16 protein-coding genes are annotated in these 18,836 nt (G+C 71.9%); 6 read left to right on the top strand and 10 right to left on the bottom strand.

All coding sequences use genetic code 11. From position 1 onward, the window contains the following. Window positions 1–96: 96 nt before the first annotated feature. From IE278_RS07555 to IE278_RS07530, 6 genes are all read right to left on the bottom strand, one after another. Window positions 97–1,521: a lysine N(6)-hydroxylase/L-ornithine N(5)-oxygenase family protein gene (locus tag IE278_RS07555; RefSeq protein ID WP_189770070.1), complete on the bottom strand. Its 1,425-nt coding sequence runs from the start codon at window positions 1,519–1,521 to the stop codon at window positions 97–99. After that, window positions 1,518–2,912, bottom strand: a complete 1,395-nt coding sequence (locus IE278_RS07550) for a pyridoxal phosphate-dependent decarboxylase family protein (protein ID WP_189770068.1) — start codon at window positions 2,910–2,912, stop codon at window positions 1,518–1,520. The genes IE278_RS07555 and IE278_RS07550 overlap by 4 nt, the downstream gene beginning before the upstream one ends. 478 nt (window positions 2,913–3,390) lie before the next feature. Next, a complete protein-coding gene (pepN, locus tag IE278_RS07545) occupies window positions 3,391–5,925 on the bottom strand; it encodes an aminopeptidase N (protein WP_189770066.1) in 2,535 nt (844 codons plus the stop codon). Between the two features lie 53 nt (window positions 5,926–5,978). Continuing rightward, a complete protein-coding gene (locus IE278_RS07540; protein WP_189770064.1) occupies window positions 5,979–6,491 on the bottom strand; it encodes a response regulator in 513 nt (170 codons plus the stop codon). 152 nt (window positions 6,492–6,643) lie between these two features. Continuing rightward, the gene (locus tag IE278_RS07535) at window positions 6,644–7,024 is read right to left on the bottom strand and encodes a chorismate mutase (RefSeq protein ID WP_246570126.1); all 381 of its coding nucleotides are present in this window, start codon (window positions 7,022–7,024) and stop codon (window positions 6,644–6,646) included. Between the two features lie 25 nt (window positions 7,025–7,049). Continuing rightward, complete coding sequence (locus IE278_RS07530; RefSeq protein WP_189770063.1) at window positions 7,050–7,940, bottom strand: helix-turn-helix domain-containing protein; 891 nt, start codon at window positions 7,938–7,940, stop codon at window positions 7,050–7,052. Between the two features lie 154 nt (window positions 7,941–8,094). On the opposite strand from IE278_RS07530, the gene IE278_RS07525 reads away from it, so the two are divergent. Then, window positions 8,095–9,843 (top strand): glycoside hydrolase family 35 protein, encoded by a 1,749-nt coding sequence (locus IE278_RS07525; protein WP_189770062.1) that lies wholly within the window; start codon window positions 8,095–8,097, stop codon window positions 9,841–9,843. Between the two features lie 210 nt (window positions 9,844–10,053). On the opposite strand, the gene IE278_RS07520 is transcribed toward IE278_RS07525, so the two are convergent. Next, a complete protein-coding gene (locus tag IE278_RS07520) occupies window positions 10,054–10,836 on the bottom strand; it encodes a S1 family serine peptidase (protein ID WP_189770061.1) in 783 nt (260 codons plus the stop codon). A 196-nt stretch (window positions 10,837–11,032) separates the two neighbouring features. Here IE278_RS07520 and IE278_RS07515 point away from each other — a divergent pair, with 196 nt between their 5' ends. Continuing rightward, window positions 11,033–11,941, top strand: a complete 909-nt coding sequence (locus IE278_RS07515; RefSeq protein ID WP_189770060.1) for a hypothetical protein — start codon at window positions 11,033–11,035, stop codon at window positions 11,939–11,941. Window positions 11,942–12,150: 209 nt separating this feature from the next. On the opposite strand, the gene IE278_RS07510 is transcribed toward IE278_RS07515, so the two are convergent. Together IE278_RS07510 and IE278_RS07505 are read right to left on the bottom strand one after the other, a co-directional pair. Beyond that, on the bottom strand, window positions 12,151–13,158 hold the full coding sequence (locus tag IE278_RS07510; protein ID WP_189770059.1) for an SDR family oxidoreductase: 1,008 nt from the start codon (window positions 13,156–13,158) through the stop codon (window positions 12,151–12,153). Then, the gene (locus IE278_RS07505; protein WP_189770058.1) at window positions 13,155–13,955 is read right to left on the bottom strand and encodes an SDR family oxidoreductase; all 801 of its coding nucleotides are present in this window, start codon (window positions 13,953–13,955) and stop codon (window positions 13,155–13,157) included. Before IE278_RS07505 ends, IE278_RS07510 begins: the two co-directional genes overlap by 4 nt. Before the next feature lie 88 nt (window positions 13,956–14,043). On the opposite strand from IE278_RS07505, the gene IE278_RS07500 reads away from it, so the two are divergent. Genes IE278_RS07500 through IE278_RS07485 form a run of 4 tightly spaced genes read left to right on the top strand, consistent with a single transcriptional unit; the run spans window position 14,044 to window position 17,578 of the window. Beyond that, window positions 14,044–14,823, top strand: a complete 780-nt coding sequence (locus IE278_RS07500; RefSeq protein ID WP_189770057.1) for an enoyl-CoA hydratase family protein — start codon at window positions 14,044–14,046, stop codon at window positions 14,821–14,823. A gap of 2 nt (window positions 14,824–14,825) precedes the next feature. Beyond that, window positions 14,826–15,689 (top strand): CoA transferase subunit A, encoded by an 864-nt coding sequence (locus IE278_RS07495; protein WP_189770054.1) that lies wholly within the window; start codon window positions 14,826–14,828, stop codon window positions 15,687–15,689. A 24-nt stretch (window positions 15,690–15,713) separates the two neighbouring features. Continuing rightward, the gene (locus IE278_RS07490) at window positions 15,714–16,511 is read left to right on the top strand and encodes a CoA-transferase subunit beta (RefSeq protein WP_189770052.1); all 798 of its coding nucleotides are present in this window, start codon (window positions 15,714–15,716) and stop codon (window positions 16,509–16,511) included. Beyond that, window positions 16,511–17,578, top strand: coding sequence for an NAD(P)H-dependent flavin oxidoreductase (locus IE278_RS07485; RefSeq protein WP_189770050.1), 1,068 nt, complete (start codon window positions 16,511–16,513; stop codon window positions 17,576–17,578). The genes IE278_RS07490 and IE278_RS07485 overlap by 1 nt, the downstream gene beginning before the upstream one ends. Before the next feature lie 69 nt (window positions 17,579–17,647). On the opposite strand, the gene IE278_RS07480 is transcribed toward IE278_RS07485, so the two are convergent. Beyond that, a complete protein-coding gene (locus tag IE278_RS07480) occupies window positions 17,648–18,805 on the bottom strand; it encodes an acetyl-CoA C-acetyltransferase (protein WP_189770047.1) in 1,158 nt (385 codons plus the stop codon). Window positions 18,806–18,836 lie beyond the last annotated feature (31 nt).

The following is an 18,836-nucleotide window of genomic DNA, read 5'->3' as shown; positions in this document are numbered from 1 at the left end:
TCTGTCGGCCTGTCTCCTGGCGGCCGGTCCTCTGGCGGCGTGGCGGCCTGACGGCGTGCTGTGTGCGGGTGTTCTTACTGGTGGCCGGCTGATTTTTCAGTCGGCCACCAGTGGTGTGAGGGTCTTCGGCTGCCTGGCGGGCGGGATCTGGGGCTGTGGGGTGAGTCCGAAGCTGGTGAAGGCGGTTCGGCTCGGCAGGGGGTAGGAGTCCTTGCCGGTCAGGGAGTTGAGGATGCTCGCGCTGCGCCAGGCGGTGAGGCCGAGGTCGGGGGTGCCGACGCCGTGGGTATGTGTTTCGGCGTTCTGGACGTAGACGGAGCCGGTGACGGAGGGGTCGAGGACGAGGCGGTGCCGGTCGTCGATTCTGGGACGTTCGGAGGCGTCGCGGCGCATGTAGGGGTCGAGGCCGGCCAGGATGCGGTCGAGGGGGCGGTCGCGGTAGCCGGTGGCGAGGACGACGGCGTCGGTGGTGATACGGGACCTGCTGGCCTGCTGGACGTGTTCCAGGTGCAGCTCGATCTTGGTGCTGCCGATGCGTCCCGCGGTGCGGACGAGGACGCCGGGGGTGAGGACGGTCTCGGGCCAGCCGCCGTCGAGGGTGCGGCGGTAGAGCTCGTCGTGGATGGCGGCGATGGTGTCGGCGTCGATGCCTTTGTGCAGTTGCCATTGGGCGGGGACGAGGCGGTCGCGTACCGGTTCGGGCAGGGCGTGGAAGTAACGCGTGTAGTCGGGCGTGAAGTGTTCGAGCCCGAGCTTGGAGTACTCCATGGGTGCGAAGGCTTCGGTACGGGCGAGCCAGTGGATCTTTTCGTGGCCGACGGGGCGGTTCCTGAGGAGGTCGAGGAAGACTTCGGCGCCGGACTGTCCTGATCCGATGACGGTGATGTGGTCGGCGGTGAGGAAGCTCTCGCGGTGCCGGAGGTAGTCGGCGGCGTGGATGACGGGGACGCCGGGTGCTTCGGCGAGGGGGCGCATCGGTTCGGGGATGTGGGGGGCGGTGCCGATGCCGAGGGCGATGTTCTTGGTGTAGGTGCGTCCGAGGGCTTCGGCTTCGCCGTCGGTGTCGAGTTGGGTGTAGTCGACTTCGAAGACGTCGCGTTCGGGGTTCCAGCGGACGGCGTCGACCTGGTGGCCGAAGTGGAGGCCGGGGAGGCTGTCGCTGACCCAGCGGCAGTAGGCGGCGTATTCGGCGCGGTGGATGTGGAAGCGCTCGGCGAAGTAGAAGGGGAAGAGGCGTTCGCGGGTTTTGAGGTAGTTGAGGAAGGTCCAGGGGCTGGCGGGGTCGGCGAGGGTCACGAGGTCGGCGAGGAAGGGGACCTGGAGGGTGGCGCCGTCGAGGAGGAGACCGGGGTGCCAGTCGAAGGCGGGGTGCTGTTCGTAGAAGACGGTGTCGAGTTCGGCGAGGGGGTGGGCGAGGGCGGCGAGGGAGAGGTTGCTGGGGCCGATGCCGATGCCGACGAGGTCGCGCGGGGCTTCGGACTGGTGGTGCACGGGGTGCTTGGGGGGTGTGGGCGGCGTCATCGGGGGGTGTGTCCTTCCACCAGTTTCAGGAGCGCGGCGAGGTCGTCGGGTCCGGTGTGCGGGTTGAGCAGGGTGGCTTTGAGCCAGAGGCGGTTGTCGAGGCGGGCGCGGCCGAGGACGGCGCGGCCTTCGGTGAGGAGGGTGCGGCGTACGTCGGCGACGGTGGTGTCGGTGGCGTGGGCGGGGCGGAACAGGACGGTGCTGATGGTGGGCCGGTCGTAGAGCTCGAAGTGCGGGTGTACGTCGATGAGTTCGGCGAGTGCGGTGGCGTGGTCGCAGACCTGGTCGACGAGGGCGCCGAGTCCTGTGCGGCCGAGGGTTTTGAGGGTGACGGCGATCTTGAGGATGTCGGCGCGGCGGGTGGTGCGCAGGGAGCGTCCGAGGAGGTCGGGGAGGCCGGCTTCGGTGTCGTCGTCGGCGTTGAGGTAGTCGGCGTGGTGGCCGAGGGCGTGGAGATCCCGTGGGTCGCGGACGGCGAGGAGGCCTGCGGCGACGGGCTGCCAGCCGAGTTTGTGCAGGTCGAGGGTGACGGTGTGGGCGCGGGTGAGGCCGTCGAGTTGCGGGCGGTGGCGGTCGCTGAGGAGGAGGCCTCCGCCGTAGGCGGCGTCGATGTGGAGGCGGGCGCCGTGGGTTTCGCAGAGGGTGGCGATGTCGGGCAGCGGGTCGATGAGGCCGGCGTCGGTGGTGCCGGCGGTGGCCGCGACGAGGACGGTGCCGGGTGGGCCGCCGAGTGCGGTGAGGGCCTGGTCGAGGGCGGCGGGGTCCATGGTGCCGGCGGGGGCGGGCACGGTGGCCGGTTCGGGGAGGCCGAGGAGCCAGGTGGCGCGGTGGAGGGAGTGGTGGGCGTTCTCCGCCTGGACGAGTTGTACGTGGCCGTGCTTCTCGCGGGCGAGGAGGAGGGCGAGTTGGTTGGCTTCGGTGCCGCCGGTGGTGACGAGGGCGTCGGGGGTGGCGGTTCGGCCGACGGGTGGGTAGACCTCGTCGGCGAGGGCCCGGCCGACGAGGGATTCCAGTTCCGAGGCGGCGGGGGCCTGGTCCCAGGAGTCGAGGGACGGGTTGAGCGCGGAGGCGGCGAGGTCGGCGGCGGTGGCGACGGCGAGGGGCGGGCAGTGGAGGTGGGCCGCGCAGAGGGGGTGTGCGGGGTCGGCGGCGCCTGCGGCCAGGGCGTGGACGAGGGTGTGCAGGGCGTGCTCGTCGCCGTGGTGGGGGAAGGGCTCGCCGAGGGCTTCGCGGAGGCGGGCGGCCACTTCGGCGGGGCCGCCCGCGGGGAGGGGGCCGGGGCGGGTGGCGGCGCCCGTCTCCAGCGCGTCGAGCACTGTGTCGAGTAACGGCCGCAGATTCTTCGGGCCTTGGGGGCCTGAGGCTAGGCCGCCTGGGGTGAGGGGGCTCATGGTGTCCTCCGGGGCGCGCGACGGGGTTCCCAGCTTGGCGCGTCCGCGGGGGTGTGCCGGGTAGTTGGGTGATCGGTACCCGAAAGGGTGGTGGTTGGCCTTCGGCCGGAAGGGGGTCTCTGGCCGGTGGGCGAGGTGTGGGCCGGTGGGGGTGGGGTGCGCCGTTCCCCGCGCCCCTGAAGGGCGAAAGATTGCGCCGTTCCCCGCGCCCCCAAAAGACAAAGGATTGCGCCGTTCCCCGCGCCCCCAAAGACGAAAGACTGCGCCGTTCCCCGCGCCCCTCAAAGCTGGGGCGGAGGCCCGCTTTTGAGGGGCGCGGGGAACGGCGCGGGCAACCCCCACGCGCCCGCAGACAAATACCGCGCCCGCACCGACTCCGGCCGCCAGGCCCTTCAGGGGCGCGGGCGACCCCCGCCGGGTCGCCGCACATCTGAGCCCCCGCGCCCCGGTGGGGCGCGGGGGCTCAGAAAGGCGGTGGCTAGGCCCGGCGGACTCGCAGGGCGCGGGACAGGTCGTCCAGTTGGTCGGCCAGTTTGCGCCGCAGGGCAGGCGTCGGACCCGCTCCGCTCAGGCACTGCTCGCCGAGGGCGAGCGTCTCGGGGGTGATCGCGTACGCGGGGAACGCCCACCGTCCCGCCGCGTCGGCGATGGCGGGGCCCCGGCGGGCGGCGAGGGCGACCGCGTCCTCGAAGTAACGCGGCACGTACTCGCGTACGAGATCCAGCTGTTCGGGCTGCCAGAAACCTCGTGCCGTGGCGGTGAAGAGGTAGTTGGACAGGTCGTCGGTGGCGAACATCGCCTCCCACGCGGCGCGCTTGGCGACCGGGTCGGGCAGCGCGGCCCGGCAGCGGGCGGCGCCCTCCTGGCCGGTGGCGCTGGGGTCCTGGACGAGTTCCGCCTCGATGACGTCGTCGTCGATGGCCCCGAGGACGGCGAGGCGGCCGAGGATGCGCCAGCGCAGTTCGGGGTCGAGTTCGGGTCCGCCGGGGACGGTGCCCTCGGAGATCCAGGCGCTGATGGTGTCGGGCTGGGCGGCGACGTCGATGAGGTGGCGTACGGCGACGAGGCGCAGTCCGGGGTTGTCGCCGTCCTCGGTGCGGCGGATCAGGTCGCGGCACAGCGAGGTGAGGGTGGCGAGGGCGGCGGGCCGGTCGTGGGGGGCCAGGAAGCGGTCGGCGACCTGGGTGGCGGCGAAGGTCAGGACGCCCTGGACGACGGCGAGGTCGGTCTCCTCGGGGAGGTGGGCGCGGGCGGTCTCCAGGTAGGCGGCGGGTTCGAGGTCGCCGTCGCGGACCATGTCGCGCAGGGTGTTCCACAGGACGGCCCGGGTGAGGGCGTCGGGGACGCCGGAGATGCCGCGCAGGACGGTTTCCTCGGAGTCGTCGTCGAGGCGGATCTTGGCGTAGGTGAGGTCGCGGTCGTTGGGGACGACGAGGGCGGGGCGGGTGCCGGGGCGGGGGTCGGCCGGCCCGTTGCGCGGCACGTCCGTCTCGTAGCGTTCGCGCAGGACGAGTGCGCGGTCGCCGCCGAGGTCGCGGTCGTAGACGCCGATGTCGATGCGGTGGGGGCGGTTGCCGCTCTGGCCGACGGTGAGGGTCCACTCCCCCGGCTGGGCGGTGACGGTCGCGGTGAGGGTGTCGACGCCGGTGGTGCGCAGCCAGGATTCGGCCCAGGCGTGGACGTCGCGGTCGGTGGCGGCGGCGAGGGACTCGATGAAGTCGGCGAGGGTGGCGTTGGCGAACTTGTGCCGCTCGAAGTGGGTGTTGATGCCGGTGAGGAAGTCCTTCTCGCCGAGCCAGGTGACGAGTTGGCGCAGGGCGGAGGCGCCCTTGGCGTAGGAGATGCCGTCGAAGTTGAGGAGCGCGGAGGCGGTGTCGGGGACGGCTTCGGGGTCGGGGGCGACGGGGTGGGTGGAGGGGCGCTGGTCGGCGTCGTAGCCCCAGGCCTTGCGGACGACGCCGAACTCGGTCCAGGTGCCGGTGAAGCGGGTGGCTTCGGTGAGGGTCTGGTAGCCCATGTACTCGGCGAAGGACTCGTTGAGCCAGATGTCGTCCCACCAGCGCAGGGTGACGAGGTCGCCGAACCACATGTGGGCCATCTCGTGGGCGATGACCATGGCGCGGGTCTGGCGTTCGGTGTCGGTGACGGCGGAGCGGTAGACGAAGTCGTCGCGGAAGGTGACGAGTCCGGGGTTCTCCATGGCGCCGGCGTTGAACTCGGGGACGAACGCCTGGTCGTAGGAGTCGAAGGGGTAGGGCTCCTCGAACTTCTCGTGGTAGCGGTCGAAGCAGGCGCGGGTGATGTCGAGGATTTCGTCGGCGTCGGTGTCGAGGTGGGGGGCGAGCGAGCGGCGGCAGTGGATGCCGAAGGGCAGTCCGCGGTGTTCGGTGCGTACGGAGTGCCAGGGTCCGGCGGCGACGGCGACGAGGTAGGTGGAGACGGGCGGGGTGGGGGCGGCCTGCCAGGTTCCGTCGGCGGTGCGGGTGGTGACGCTGTTGGTGAGGACGGTCCAGGTGTCGGGGGCCGTCACGGAGAGTTCGAAGACCGACTTGAGGTCGGGCTGGTCGAAGGCGGCGAAGACGCGCTGGACGTCGTCCATGAACATCTGGGTGTAGAGGTAGGTCTCGCCGTCGGCGGGGTCGGTGAAGCGGTGCATGCCTTCGCCGGTGCGGGAGTAGCGCATGGCGGCGTCCACGCGCAGTTCGTGGGTGCCCGCGGTGAGGCCGGTGAGGGGGAGCCGGTTCTCGTGGAGCGTCGCCGGGTCGAGGGGGTGTCCGTCGAGGGTGGCGGAGCGCAGTTCGGCGGGCTTGAGCTCGACGAAGGTGTCCCCGCCACCGTGGTCCCCACGGTCGTCCCCGCCTTGGTCCCCGCGGACCGTGAAGGTGATGGTGGTGTGGGAGTCGAACGTCTCGTCGCCGCGCGTCAGGTCGAGTGCGATCCGGTAGCGGTGGACGTCGAGGAGTGTGGCACGGGTCTGCGCTTCGTCGCGCGTCAGTACGGACATGGGAGCCATGCTGCCTGATGGGCGGGGCTCGGCACAGGGGCGGCCTGGTGTGACGGGGGTGCCTACGCGGTGCGGCCCTGTTCCGGTGTGCGGGGAGCGGGGCGCTGGGCGGGGGGCGGGGGGTCGTAGGGGGTGGTGGGTTCCTTCACGAGGGCCCGCAGTTCGCGGACCTCCCTTTCCAGGGACCGGTACCGTCGGTGGGAGTCGTACAGGTAGCGGACTTTCGTGCGGAGGGTCCAGGGGTCGATGGGTTTCATGACGAGGTCGGCGACGCCGAGGCGGAACGCGGCGGAGGTGAGTGCGGTGCTGGCGCCGAATCCGGTGACGAGGATGATCGGGATGAGCTGGGTCTGTTCGACGCCCCGCATGTAGCGGACGACGTCGAGGCCGCTGACGCCGGGCATGTGCACGTCGAGCAGGAGCAGTCCGACCTGGCCGCGCAGGACTTCCTTCAGTGCGTCGTCGCCGCTGGTCGCCCGGGTCAGCTGGTAGCCGAGGGGGGCCAGGGCGCTTTCCAGTGCGTAGAGCGTGTCCTCGTGGTCGTCGACTATGAGGATCTTGGCTTCCGACGGCATGGAGCGAAGTCCCCTCGCTTGGACCAACCAGCTTAAGTCCGAACCGACCGACAGGGAGTGCTCAGCGCAGGATGCCTCATTTCGGCGCGCACGCCGAGGGGGCGGGGCTCACAACGGCCCGGGAACGGGTGCGCGCCGGGGGCCGGGAGTGGTCATTCGCGGCTGTTGGCGCCCTCCGCGATGCGCTCGTGGTGGCGGATGACCTCGGCGATGATGAAGTTCAGCAGCTTTTCCGCGAACGCCGGGTCGAGGTTGGCGTTCTCGGCCAGCCGGCGGAGTCTGGCGATCTGCTGGGCCTCGCGGGAGGGGTCGGCGGGCGGCAGTTGGTGGGCCGCTTTGAGGTGGCCGACCTGCTGGGTGCATTTGAAGCGCTCGGCGAGCATGTGGACGACGGCGGCGTCGATGTTGTCGATGCTCTCGCGCAGCCGGTCGAGGTCGGCGCGGACGGCGGGGTCGATGTCACCGGTGCCGTTGCTGCCATTGCTGCCGCTGCCGTTGTCGTGGCTGCTGTTGTCGGTGTTGCTGGTGGTCATGGATGCCAACCCTACGTCGGGTGTCTCAGCCGGTGTGGGTGCTCTCGATGATCGGGGGATCGTCGGGATCGGGGACCTGGTCGCTCCAGCCGCCGGGAACCGTGTGGGCCTGTTGTTCCCTGAACCGCACCGGTGCCATGCCGACGCGGCGGGTGAACAGGCGGGAGAAGTAGGCGGGGTCGTCGTAGCCGACGCGGCGGGCGACGGCGGCGACGGGGAGTTCGGTGGCGGCGAGGAGTTCCTTGGCGCGGCCCAGGCGGATACCGAGGAGGTAGTCCTTGGGGCTGCAGCCGGCGCCGCGGCGTACCGCGGTGCGCAGTTCGGCGGGGGTCATGCCGTGCCGGGTGGCGTGGTCGGCGACGGTGAGGGGTGTGCAGGCGTCGCGGGCGAGGGCCTGGAGGACCTGTTCGCCGTCGGGGGCGGTGTCGGCGCGGGCGCGGCGCAGGGTGACGAGGAGTTCGTGGACGGCGGCGCTGGTCTCGACTTCGAGGAGGGGGTTGCCGCGGCGGGCGGCGCGGACGATACGGCCGACGGTGGCGCGGGCGGCTGCGGCGTCGGAGAGCGCGACGACGGGTCGGTGCGGTTCGATGTAGCCGAGTTCGGTGTAGGTGTCGGCGGTGGGCCCGGTGAAGTCGACGAAGGCCTCGTCCCAGCCGGTCTCGGGGTCGGGCCCGTAGTGGTGCGGTACGCCGGGGGTGAGCCAGAGCAGGGCGGGGGCGGTGACCGCGGTGCGTCGTCCGTCGGGGGTACGGAACCAGCCGCGGCCGGTGCTGACGACGACGGCGACGTGGTGGTCGAGGGTGCGGGGTCCGACGGTGGGCAGGGTCCCGTGCTGGAGCCCGACGCCGAGGCAGACGAGGCCGAGTCGGTGGTGGGCGGGCCCGGGGGTGAAGAACCGCATCCAGGTGTGATACATCCCTTTTCTCCCTCCCGCCGACTGCTCGTGAGCTGCTCATCGACTGCCCGTGAGCTGCCCTGCGGCCGCCGGTGAGCCGCCCGTCAGCTGCGTCCAACCGATGCCGATCTTTGTCCATGGACCGGGCCCGCCGCCAGGGGTGAGGGTGGTGGTCATGAGCGAGTTCACGGTGGGGGACACCGATTTCCTGGTGGACGGGCGGCCGGTGCGGCTCCTGTCGGGGGCGCTGCACTACTTCCGGGTGCACGAGGGGCAGTGGGGGCACCGGCTGGCGATGCTGCGGGCGATGGGCCTCAACTGTGTGGAGACGTACGTTCCGTGGAATCTGCACGAGCCGGGGCCGGGTGTGTTCCGGGACGTGGAGGCCGTGGGCAGGTTCCTGGACGCGGCGCACGCGGCCGGGCTGTGGGCGATCGTGCGGCCGGGCCCGTACATCTGCGCCGAGTGGGAGAACGGCGGGCTGCCGCACTGGGTGACCGGTGGGCTCGGCGCGCGGGCGCGGACCCGGGACGAGGGGTTCCTGGGGCCGGTGGAACGGTGGTTCTCGCGGTTGCTGCCGCAGCTCGTGGACCGGCAGTTCGACCGCGGCGGCCCGGTGGTCATGGTGCAGGTGGAGAACGAGTACGGCAGTTACGGCTCGGACCGGGTGTACCTGCGTCGCCTCGCCGAACTGCTGCGCGCGGAGGGCGTACGGGTGCCGCTGTTCACGTCGGACGGACCCGAGGACCACATGCTCACCGGTGGCTCGCTGGACGGCGTACTGGCGACGGTGAACTTCGGCTCGCAGGCACGCCAGGCCTTCGAGGCACTGCGCCGGCACCGGCCTTCGGGGCCGTTGATGTGCATGGAGTTCTGGTGCGGCTGGTTCGACCACTGGGGTGGTGAGCATGCCGTACGTGATCCGCTGGACGCGGCGCACGCGTTGCGGGAGATCCTGGAATGCGGGGCGTCGGTGAACCTGTACATGGCGCACGGCGGGACGAGTTTCGCCGGCTGGGCGGGCGCCAACCGGGGCGGCGGCGCGCTGCACGACGGGGTCCTGGAGCCGGACGTGACGTCGTACGACTACGACGCGCCGATCGACGAGGCGGGCCGCCCCACGGAGAAGTTCTGGCTGTTCCGCTCGCTGCTGGCCGGGTACGCGGACGGCCCCCTGCCCGAACCGCCGCCCGCACCGGCCTCGTTGGGGTCCGCCTCCGCCGTGGACCTCACCGGCTGGGCGCCCCTGTCCGCCGTGCTCGACGCCCTCGGCGGACCCGGGACCGAGACCCCCGTACCGCCCACGTTCGAGGAACTGGACGTGGACCGGGGGCTCGTGCGCTACACCGTCGACGTCCCGGGGCCGCGCGGTCCGTATCCGCTGACCGTGCGCGGGCTGCGGGATCTGGCGGTCGTGTACGTCGACGGGGTGCGGGCCGGGGTGCTCACCGAGCACGAGCCACAGCTGAAGGAGCCGGTCGCGGGCCCCGCGCGGGTGGACCTGTGGGTGGAGTCGCTGGGGCGGGTCAACTACGGGCCGCGGACCGGCGAGCCGAAGGGCATCACGGGAGGCGTGCTGCACGAACGGCAGTATCTGCACGGGGTGCGGGCGCGGGCGCTGCGGCTGGACGCGTTCGACGCGGGGGTGGAGGCGGTGCCGTTCTGCGCGCTGCCCGCGGTGCCCTCCCCCGGCCTCTACCGGGGCACGGTCACGGTGTCCGACCCCGGGGACGCCCGCCTCGCCCTCCCCGGCTGGACGAGGGGCTTCGCCTGGCTGAACGGCTTCAACCTGGGCCGCTACTGGTCGGCGGGCCCCCAACCAACCCTCTACATCCCGGCCCCAACCCTCCGGGAGGGCCCCAACGACCTATGGCTACTGGAACTGGAAACACCCGCACCCCCACCAACACTGACCCCCCTATAGGGGCGCGGGGAACGGCGCAGTCGTTTGTCTTTGCCTTTTAGGGGCGCGGGGAACGGCGCAATCTTTTCGTCTTTAAGGGGCGCGGGGAACGGCGCAGTCCTTTGCCGTTGAGGGGCCCGGGGAACTGCGCAACCACCCACAGCGCACCCACCCCCAAGACGACGGGCGCCCTCGGCGCAAACACCGAGAACGCCCCCGAAGGCCGGCCGGCTAAAGCGAAGAAGCCGCCCGAGCTATCGCCGAAGCAAACGCGGACACCTCGGTGTACACCCCCGGCACCATCGGCCGCGCACACCCATCCCCCCAGCTCACGATCCCGACCTGGATCCACTTACCGCTGTCGTCCTTACGGAACATGGGCCCGCCCGAATCCCCCTGACAGGTGTCGACCCCACCGCGAGGAACCCCCGCACAGATCTCCTGCGACGCGATCAGCCGCCCGCCGTAGTGCCGCTTGCACTGCCGGTCGGCCACAAACGGAACCTTGGCCTTGAGCAGCTTCGCGGAGCCGGTGTTCGCGTTCTCCGCCGTGTCGCCCCACCCGGCGATGGTGAACGTCCCCCTGTTGTAGCGGGCGGTCGTCGCGATCTTCAGCGTGGGCAGTTCGATGGGCCGGGCGAGCTTGATGAGCGCCCAGTCCTTGCCGTTGCCGTCGTAGCCCGGGGCCTGCACGACCTTGGTGGACTTGACCTTGATCGCCCCGCCGGCACCGAGGTCGGCGACCCCCGCGGTCGCGGTGATGCGGGTGGTGTTGCCCGAGCCGTCCACGCAGTGCGCGGCGGTCAGGACGACGTCCTTCTTGTAGAGCGAGCCGCCGCAGCCCATGGACAGGCTGACCATGAACGGGAACTCACCCTGCCCGGCGGGCGCGCCGCCGACTATCGGGGTGGGCGCGGCGTGCGCGGCGACGGGCTGGAGGCTGGCGGCCGCGAGAGCGACGGCGCCGATCGCCGCGGCCCGCCGGAAGGCGGATCTCCGGAGGAGACCGAGCATGCTATGGGGCAACTTGCTCCCTTTCGTGTGGGGTTGAGTGCACAGAGGAGTGCACAGAAGTATGAAGATCATGCGGCATGCGAGGCAAGGGTGGATGTCACGTACACGTCGAGCAACCCAACCCGCGAGAATCCGCTCGCGTCCCCTTAAGGTGGAACGAGGTTCGGGGCCTCTTCAGGGCTTTGGGGGTTCGGGCGTGGCGAACGGCGGTCCGGTCAAGCACGGCTACCCGCACCTGGAGACGGTGCGCGCGGCGGTCACCGCGCTGTACAGGCGCCTCTCGTACGACACCGTCCACACGTTCGCCAGCAGCGTGGCCCCCGCCGACGTGGCGTTCCTCGACACGGACGACCTGTACCTGGGCGCGCAGCGGGTGGCTCGCGAGCTGGTGTGCCACTTCCGGCTGCCGGACGCCCGCATGATCGTGAGTTTCCGGGAGATGGAGCACGCGGCGAGTGTCGAACTGGCCGCGGGACCGGAGTACTTCATCGAGCTGAACGACCGCTTCCGTACCCATCGGCGGGACATCGGCGCCGCGTTGGCACACGAGGTGATGCATGTCTATCTGCACCGGCTGGACCTGTCGCTGCCCGGCACCCGGGACAACGAGATCCTGACGGACACGGCGACGACGTATCTCGGTGCGGGCTGGCTGCTGCTGGACGCGTACCGGGAGGACGCGTCGTCCTCGCAGAAGCTCGGCTATCTGACGCCGGAGGAGTTCGGGTACGTACTGGCCAAGCGTTCCCTGGTGTTCGGGGAGGATCCCGCCACCTGGTTCACCAGTCCGCAGGCGTACACGGCGTACACGCGGGGCATGGCGCGGGCCCGGGAGGACGAGCGGCAGCCGCCGCTGACCGCGGCGGGGTGGGCGGGGCGCCGCCGCTACGCGAAGGACCGCCGCCACGCCCAGGGCCGCGTCGTCGCGACGGCCCCGGCGTCCGCGTCCGGGGAGACGTCGTACGCCTTCACGCCGGACGCGCGCGGGCCGCTGCGGGTGTCGTTCCCGTGCCCGACCTGCCATCAGCGGATCCGCGTGCCGGTCCGGGGGCGGGTACGGGCGCGGTGCGGGCTCTGCCGCACTGTGCTGGAGTGCGACACGTAGCACTGGCGTGGGCTTGGCGGTCGCCGTGACCGGGGACCGCAGGTGGGTTAGGTGGGTTAGGTGGGTGCGGGTGCGTCGTGGCTGGTCGCGCAGTTCCCCGCGCCCCTGAAGGGCGGGGTGGGCGGAGGTGGGGCTCTGCTGAACGACCGCTTCCGTACCCATCGGCGGGACATCGTGGAGTTCGTCGGACGGCAGTCCGGCGTCGAGGCCTACCCCGTCCCGTGGACCGCGGTCGGGGGCCGGGCCCGCGCGAGGAGTTCCCGGGCGGTGGCCCCGGCCTCGGCGGGGGTCCACCGGGCCCCCTTGTCGGCGCCGGGGCCGGGCCGCCAGCCGTCCATGACGGTGATCCGGCCGCCCTCGGTCTCGAAGACCCGCCCGGTGACCCCGGCGCTCGCGGCCGAGCCGAGCCAGACGACGAGCGGTGACACGTTCTCGGGAGCCATCGCGTCGAAGCCGCTGTCCGGCGCCGCCATGGCCTGGGCGAAGGCTGCCTCGGTCATCCGGGTCCGCGCGGCCGGCGCGATGGCGTTGACCTGCACTCCGTAGCGCTCCATCTCGGCGGCGGCCACCAGGGTGAGCCCGACGATGCCTGCCTTGGCCGCGCTGTAGTTGCCCTGCCCGACGGACCCCGAAAGTCCGGCCCCCGAGCTGGTGTTGACGACCCTGGCCTGCGGTACGAGCCCCGCCTTCGTCTGCGCCCGCCAGTGCGCGGCGGCATGCTTCAGCGGCAGGAAGTGGCCCTTCAGGTGGACGCGCATGACGGCGTCCCAGTCGTCCTCGTCGAGGTTCACCAGCATGCGGTCCCGCAGGAAGCCGGCGTTGTTCACGAGGGTGTCGAGCCGTCCGAAGGCGTCGAGCGCCGTGTGTACGAGGGATGCGGCGCCCTCGGTCGTCGCGATGTCCCCGGCGTGTGCGACGGCCTCGCCGCCCGCCGCCCTGATCTCCTCGACGACCTGCCGGGCCGGGCTGTCGGCGCCGGGCGAGCCGTCGAGTCCGACGCCCAGGTCGTTGACGACGAGGCGCGCGCCTTCGGCCGCGAAGGCGAGCGCGTGGGCCCGCCCGAGCCCGCGCCCGGCGCCCGTGACGACCACCACCCGCCCGTCACAGAGGCCTGCGTCGGCGCCGGCGCCTTCGCCTGCTCCTGCTCCTGCTCCTGCTCCCGTTCCTGCTCCAGCTCCAGCTCCAGCTCCTGCTCCTGCTCCTGCTCCTGAGGTCATTTCTGCTCCCTGTCGGCCTCGTCGGCCTCGTCCGGCTTGTTGACGGTCGCGGCGTCCAGGAAGGCGGGCCGTTCGCCGCCGCCGTGGACGAGGAGGCCGGCCCCGGTGATGTACGCGGCGGCGTCCGACGCGAGGAAGACGGCCGCCCCGCCGATGTCAGTGGGCACGGCGAGCCGCCCCAGCGGAACGGTGCGGGAGACGGCCTCGATGCCGTCCTCGCCTCCGTAGTGGAGGTGCGACAGCTCGGTGCGGACCATCCCGACCACGAGCGTGTTGACCCGCACCTCCGGCGCCCACTCCACGGCCATCGAGCGGGCCAGGTTCTCCAGTCCGGCCTTCGCGGCCCCGTAGGCCGCCGTGCCGGGCGAGGGCCGGGTCCCGCTGACGCTGCCGATCATCACGATGGAACCCCGGGCCCGCCGCAGCAGGTCGTACGCCGCCAGGGAGGCCGTGAGAGGCGCGACGAGGTTGAGGTCGATCACGCGCGCGTGCCGCTCGGCCTCCGTCCCGGCGAGCAGCCGGTAGGGGGCGCCGCCCGCGTTGTTGACGAGGACGTCGAGCCGGGGCAGCCGTCCGAAGAAGGCCCGGACGGCCGGCGGGTCGCGCAGGTCGAGGGGGACGAACTCGACGCCGTCGAGCGGTGCTTGCGGTGGTCTGCGCGCACAGACCACGACCTCGTCGCCCGCCTCGGTGAACGCCCGCACGATCCCCGCGCCGACGCCCCGGGTCCCGCCCGTGACCACCACCAGTCGCTTGCCCGACGGCCTGCTCGGTCGCTCGCCCGGCCAGTTGTCCACAGGGCCTCCCGCCCGTCGGCATTCGCTGTTACCTTCGACATCGGATCGCACCTAACAAACGTTTGGTGGAAAGGTAGCTGATGCGTCCATGGGTGTCTCCACCTCGTCCCCGGAAAAAGGGATTTCCGTCGTCACGGTCGGCTTCCCCCCGGTGAACGCGCTCCCGGTGCGCGGCTGGTTCGCGCTGGCCGACGCCGTGCGCGCGGCGGGGCGCGACGCCGGGAACCGCTGTGTGGTGCTGGCCGCCGAGGGCCGGGGGTTCAACGCGGGCGTGGACATCAAGGAGATACAGGCCGGGGGCGACAGCGCTCTGCTCGGCGCCAACCGCGGCTGCGCCGAGGCCTTCGCCGCGGTGTACGAGTGCGAGGTGCCGGTGGTGGCGGAGGTGCACGGCTTCTGTCTGGGCGGCGGAATAGGCCTGGTGGGCAACGCGGACGCGATCGTGGCGAGCGACGACGCCACCTTCGGTCTGCCCGAGCTGGACCGGGGCGCGCTGGGCGCGGCCACGCATCTGTCCCGGCTGGTGCCGCAGCACCTGATGCGCGCGCTGTACTACACCTCGCGCACGGCGACCGCGGCCGAGCTGCACGGGCACGGCTCGGTGTGGCGGGTCGTGGCGCGCGACCGGCTGCGCCCGGCCGTGCTGGAGCTGGCCCGGGAGATCGCGGGCAAGGACGGCCGGCTGATCCGGCTCGCCAAGGCCGCGATCAACGGCATCGACCCCGTCGACGTGCGCCGCAGCTACCGCTTCGAGCAGGGCTTCACGTTCGAGGCGGGCCTCGGCGGCACGGGCGAGCGCGTGCGGAACACGTTCGGAGCCCGGGACGCACGCGGGATCCAGGGCACTGCCGGAAAGGAGGGCGGGTGAGGATGGGCGACAAGACGATGACCGCCGACGAGGCCGTCTCCCGGCTGGAGAGCGGAATGACCCTCGGTGTCGGAGGGTGGGGCTCCCGCCGCAAACCGATGGCTCTCGTACGGGCGCTGCTGCGCACCGCGATCACCGATCTCACGGTCGTTGCGTACGGCGGCCCGGACGTCGGCATGCTGGCGGCGGCCGGGCGGATACGGAAACTGGTCGCCCCTTTCGCGACGCTCGACTCGATCCCGCTCGAACCGCACTTCCGGACGGCCCGGGAGAGCGGCTCCCTCGAACTGATGGAGATCGACGAGGCGATGTTCATGTGGGGGCTGCGGGCGGCCGCCAACCGGCTTCCGTTCCTGCCGGTGCGGGCCGGCATCGGCTCGGACGTGATGCGGGTCAACCCCGGTCTGCGTACGATCACTTCGCCGTACGAGGACGAGTCGACGGGCCTGCGCGAGACCTTCGTCGCCATGCCCGCCCTGCGGCTGGACGCGGCGCTGGTCCATCTGAACCGCGCCGACCGCGCCGGGAACGGCCAGTATCTGGGCCCCGACCCGTACTTCGACGACCTGTTCTGCGAGGCGGCGCGGACGGCGTACGTGTCCTGCGAGCGGATCGTCGACACGGCGGAGCTGACGAAGGCGGCGCCTCCCCAGACCCTGCTGGTCAAGCGGCTCAATGTGAGCGGCGTGGTGGAGGCGCCGGGCGGCGCGCACTTCACGTCGTGCGTGCCCGACCACGACCGGGACGAGGCCTTCCAGCGGCTCTACGCGTCGATGCCGTGGCCCGAGTTCGCCGAGAGGTTCCTCGGCGGCGACGAACAGACCTACCGGACCGCTGTGCGGACGTGGCACGAGGAACAGTCATGAGCGCGACCTTGAGTGGGGGTGGCCATGAGTGAGGTGACCGTGGGCGGGGTGACCGCAGGTGGGGTGTCCGTGGGCGGGGTGTCCGTGGGCGGGGTGACCCGCGCCGAGTACTGCGTGATCGCCTGCGCGGAGGCGTGGCGGGGTGACGGCGAGGTGCTGGCCAGCCCGATGGGCCCGATCCCGTCGACAGGGGCCCGCCTCGCCCGGCGCACCTTCTCGCCCGAGCTGCTGCTGACCGACGGCGAGGCGCTGCTGGTCGGTCCGGACGGCGCCCCGGAGGGCTGGTTGCCGTACCGGCAGCATCTGGCCCTGGTGACCGGTGGGCGCCGGCACGTGATGATGGGCGCGAGCCAGATCGACCGCTTCGGCAACCAGAACATCTCCTGTGTGGGCGACTGGGAGCGGCCCACCCGGCAGTTGCTCGGGGTGCGGGGCGGCCCCGTCAACACGGTGAACAACCCGGTCAGTTACTGGGTGCCCAGACACTCGGCGCGGGTCTTCGTGGAGAAGGTCGACATGATCGGCGGGGTGGGGTACGACAGCGCCGCGGCGGCCGGTCCCACGGCGACCCGTTTCCACCGCATCCCGCGGGTGGTCTCGAACCTCGGGGTGTTCGACTTCGCGACCGAGGGCCACACGATGCGGCTCGCCTCGCTGCATCCGGGGGTGACGGTCGAGGAGGTCGTGGCGGCGACGGGCTTCGAGCTGGTGATACCGGACGACGGCGTCCCGTACACGCGTGAACCGTCCCCGGCCGAACTGGAGTTGATCCGCGAGGACCTGGACCCGAAGGGCCTGCGCGACCGCGAGGTCAGGAGCTGATGGAGACCGCCCTCACGCGGCTCGTCGGTGTCCGGCATCCGATCGTGCAGACGGGGATGGGCTGGGTGGCGGGCCCGCGCCTGGTCTCGGCGACGGCGAACGCGGGCGCGCTGGGCATCCTCGCCTCCGCGACGATGACGCCCGATCAGCTGCGGGCGGCCGTACGCGAGGTCCGGTCGCGCACGGAGGCGCCGTTCGGGGTCAACCTCCGCGCGGACGCGGGGGACGCCCGGGACCGGGTGCGGATCATCGTGGAGGAGGGGGTGAGGGTCGCCTCGTTCGCGCTCGCGCCGTCCCGCGAACTGATCGCCGAGCTCAAGGACGCGGGCGTGGTGGTCGTCCCCTCCGTCGGAGCGCGCCGGCATGCCGAGAAGGTCGCGGCGTGGGGGGCGGACGCGGTGATCGTGCAGGGCGGTGAGGGCGGCGGCCACACCGGCGAGGTGGCGACCAGCGTTCTCCTCCCCCAGGTCGTGGACGCGGTCGGCATACCCGTGGTCGCCGCGGGCGGCTTCTTCGACGGCCGGGGCCTGGTGTCGGCACTCGCGTACGGCGCCGCGGGCGTGGCCATGGGCACCCGGTTCCTGCTCACCTCGGACTCGACGGTGCCGGACGCGGTGAAGGCCCGGTATCTCGCGGCCACGGTCAAGGACGTCACGGTGACGACCGCCGTGGACGGCCTGCCGCACCGCATGCTCCGTACGGACCTGGTCGAGGCCCTGGAAGGAGCGGGCCGTACGAGAACGCTGACGCGGGCGGTGCGCAGAGCCGCCGGCTTCAGAAGGCTGTCGGGTCTCAGCTGGCCCCAGCTGATCCGCGACGGCCTGTCGATGAAGCACGGCAAGGACCTGACCTGGAGCCAGGTCCTGCTCGCCGCCAACACACCCATGCTCCTGCGGGCATCCATGGTGGAAGGCCGCACGGACCTGGGGGTGATGGCCTCGGGCCAGGTGGCGGGCGTGATCGACGACCTGCCTTCGTGCGCGGACCTGGTGGACAGGGTGATGAGGGAGGCGCGACAGACACTGCGCGCACTCCCGGACCCGGGCCCACCGGAGGCGCCCAGCTAGGGGGCGCCTGTTTCAGGGGCGCGGGGAACTGCGCGAACGGCCCCCACCGGCCGCCGGCCGACGAGAGACCTACAGCCGCTCGACGACAGTCACATTCGCCTGCCCCCCGCCTTCACACATCGTCTGCAACCCGAACCGCCCGCCGGTCCGCTCCAGTTCATGCAGCAGCGTGGTCATCAGCTTCACCCCGGTCGCCCCCAGCGGATGCCCCAGGGCGATCGCCCCGCCGTTGACGTTGACCCGTTCAGGATCCGCCCCGGTCTCCTTGAGCCAGGCAAGGACGACCGGCGCGAACGCCTCGTTGATCTCGACGAGGTCGATCTCGTCGATGGTCATCCCGGTCTTCTTCAAGGCGTGGGCGGTGGCGGGGATCGGCGCCGACAGCATCCGTATCGGGTCCTCCCCACGTACGGAGAGGTGGTGGACACGCGCCCGGGGGGTGAGCCCGTGCTCGCGGACGGCCCGTTCCGAGGCGAGCAGCATCGCGGCGGCCCCGTCGGACACCTGCGAGGAGCAGGCGGCGGTGATGGTGCCGCCCTCGACCACCGGTCGCAGGCCCGCCATCTTCTCCAGCGAGGTGTCACGCCGTGGCCCTTCGTCGACCGTGACGTCCCCGAACGGCACGGTCTCCCGCTCGAAGCGGCCCTCGTCGATCGCGCGCAGCGCCCGCCGGTGGGAGCGCAGGGCGAACTCCTCCTGGTCCCGCCGGCTGATCCCCCACTTCGCGGCGATCAGCTCGGCGCCGTGGAACTGGTTGACGGGCTGGTCCCCGTACCGGGCCCGCCATCCCTCGCTGCCCGCGAACGGTCCCTCGGTGAGGCCCAGCGGCTCGGCGGCCTGGCGGGAGGCGAAGGCGATGGGGATCTGCGTCATGTTCTGGACGCCGCCCGCGACCACGAGGTCCTGGGTGCCCGAGAGGACGCCCTGCGCGGCGAAGTGCAGGGCCTGCTGCGAGGAGCCGCACTGCCGGTCGACGGTCACCCCCGGGACCTCCTCGGGCAGTCCGGCCGCCAGCCACGACGTACGGGCGATGTCACCGGCCTGCGGCCCCACGGCGTCCAGACAGCCGAAGACGACGTCCTCGACCGCGGCCGGATCGACCCCGGAACGCGCGACCAGCGCCTTGAGCACATGCGCTCCGAGGTCGGCCGGATGGACCCCGCTCAGGCCGCCCTTGCGACGCCCCACGGGTGTACGGACCGCTTCGACGATGTAGGCCTCGGCCATGCCAACTCCCCTGGATCGGCTGTCTCGGTTT

It is taken from the genome of Streptomyces tauricus, assembly GCF_014650955.1.
Lineage (GTDB): Bacteria > Actinomycetota > Actinomycetes > Streptomycetales > Streptomycetaceae > Streptomyces > Streptomyces tauricus.
This window is presented reverse-complemented; position numbering and strand designations above follow the sequence as displayed.

Coding starts and splice junctions, on each gene's coding strand:
- IE278_RS07490 (WP_189770052.1), top strand. CDS start 15,714: ATGAGTGAGGTGACCGTGGGCGGGGTGACCGCAGGTGGGGTGTCCGTG.
- IE278_RS07535 (WP_246570126.1), bottom strand. CDS start 7,024: ATGACCACCAGCAACACCGACAACAGCAGCCACGACAACGGCAGCGGC.
- IE278_RS07555 (WP_189770070.1), bottom strand. CDS start 1,521: ATGACGCCGCCCACACCCCCCAAGCACCCCGTGCACCACCAGTCCGAA.
- IE278_RS07495 (WP_189770054.1), top strand. CDS start 14,826: ATGGGCGACAAGACGATGACCGCCGACGAGGCCGTCTCCCGGCTGGAG.
- IE278_RS07510 (WP_189770059.1), bottom strand. CDS start 13,158: ATGACCTCAGGAGCAGGAGCAGGAGCAGGAGCTGGAGCTGGAGCTGGA.
- IE278_RS07500 (WP_189770057.1), top strand. CDS start 14,044: ATGGGTGTCTCCACCTCGTCCCCGGAAAAAGGGATTTCCGTCGTCACG.
- IE278_RS07480 (WP_189770047.1), bottom strand. CDS start 18,805: ATGGCCGAGGCCTACATCGTCGAAGCGGTCCGTACACCCGTGGGGCGT.
- IE278_RS07530 (WP_189770063.1), bottom strand. CDS start 7,940: ATGTATCACACCTGGATGCGGTTCTTCACCCCCGGGCCCGCCCACCAC.
- IE278_RS07540 (WP_189770064.1), bottom strand. CDS start 6,491: ATGCCGTCGGAAGCCAAGATCCTCATAGTCGACGACCACGAGGACACG.
- IE278_RS07525 (WP_189770062.1), top strand. CDS start 8,095: ATGAGCGAGTTCACGGTGGGGGACACCGATTTCCTGGTGGACGGGCGG.
- pepN (WP_189770066.1), bottom strand. CDS start 5,925: ATGGCTCCCATGTCCGTACTGACGCGCGACGAAGCGCAGACCCGTGCC.
- IE278_RS07520 (WP_189770061.1), bottom strand. CDS start 10,836: ATGCTCGGTCTCCTCCGGAGATCCGCCTTCCGGCGGGCCGCGGCGATC.
- IE278_RS07485 (WP_189770050.1), top strand. CDS start 16,511: ATGGAGACCGCCCTCACGCGGCTCGTCGGTGTCCGGCATCCGATCGTG.
- IE278_RS07550 (WP_189770068.1), bottom strand. CDS start 2,912: ATGAGCCCCCTCACCCCAGGCGGCCTAGCCTCAGGCCCCCAAGGCCCG.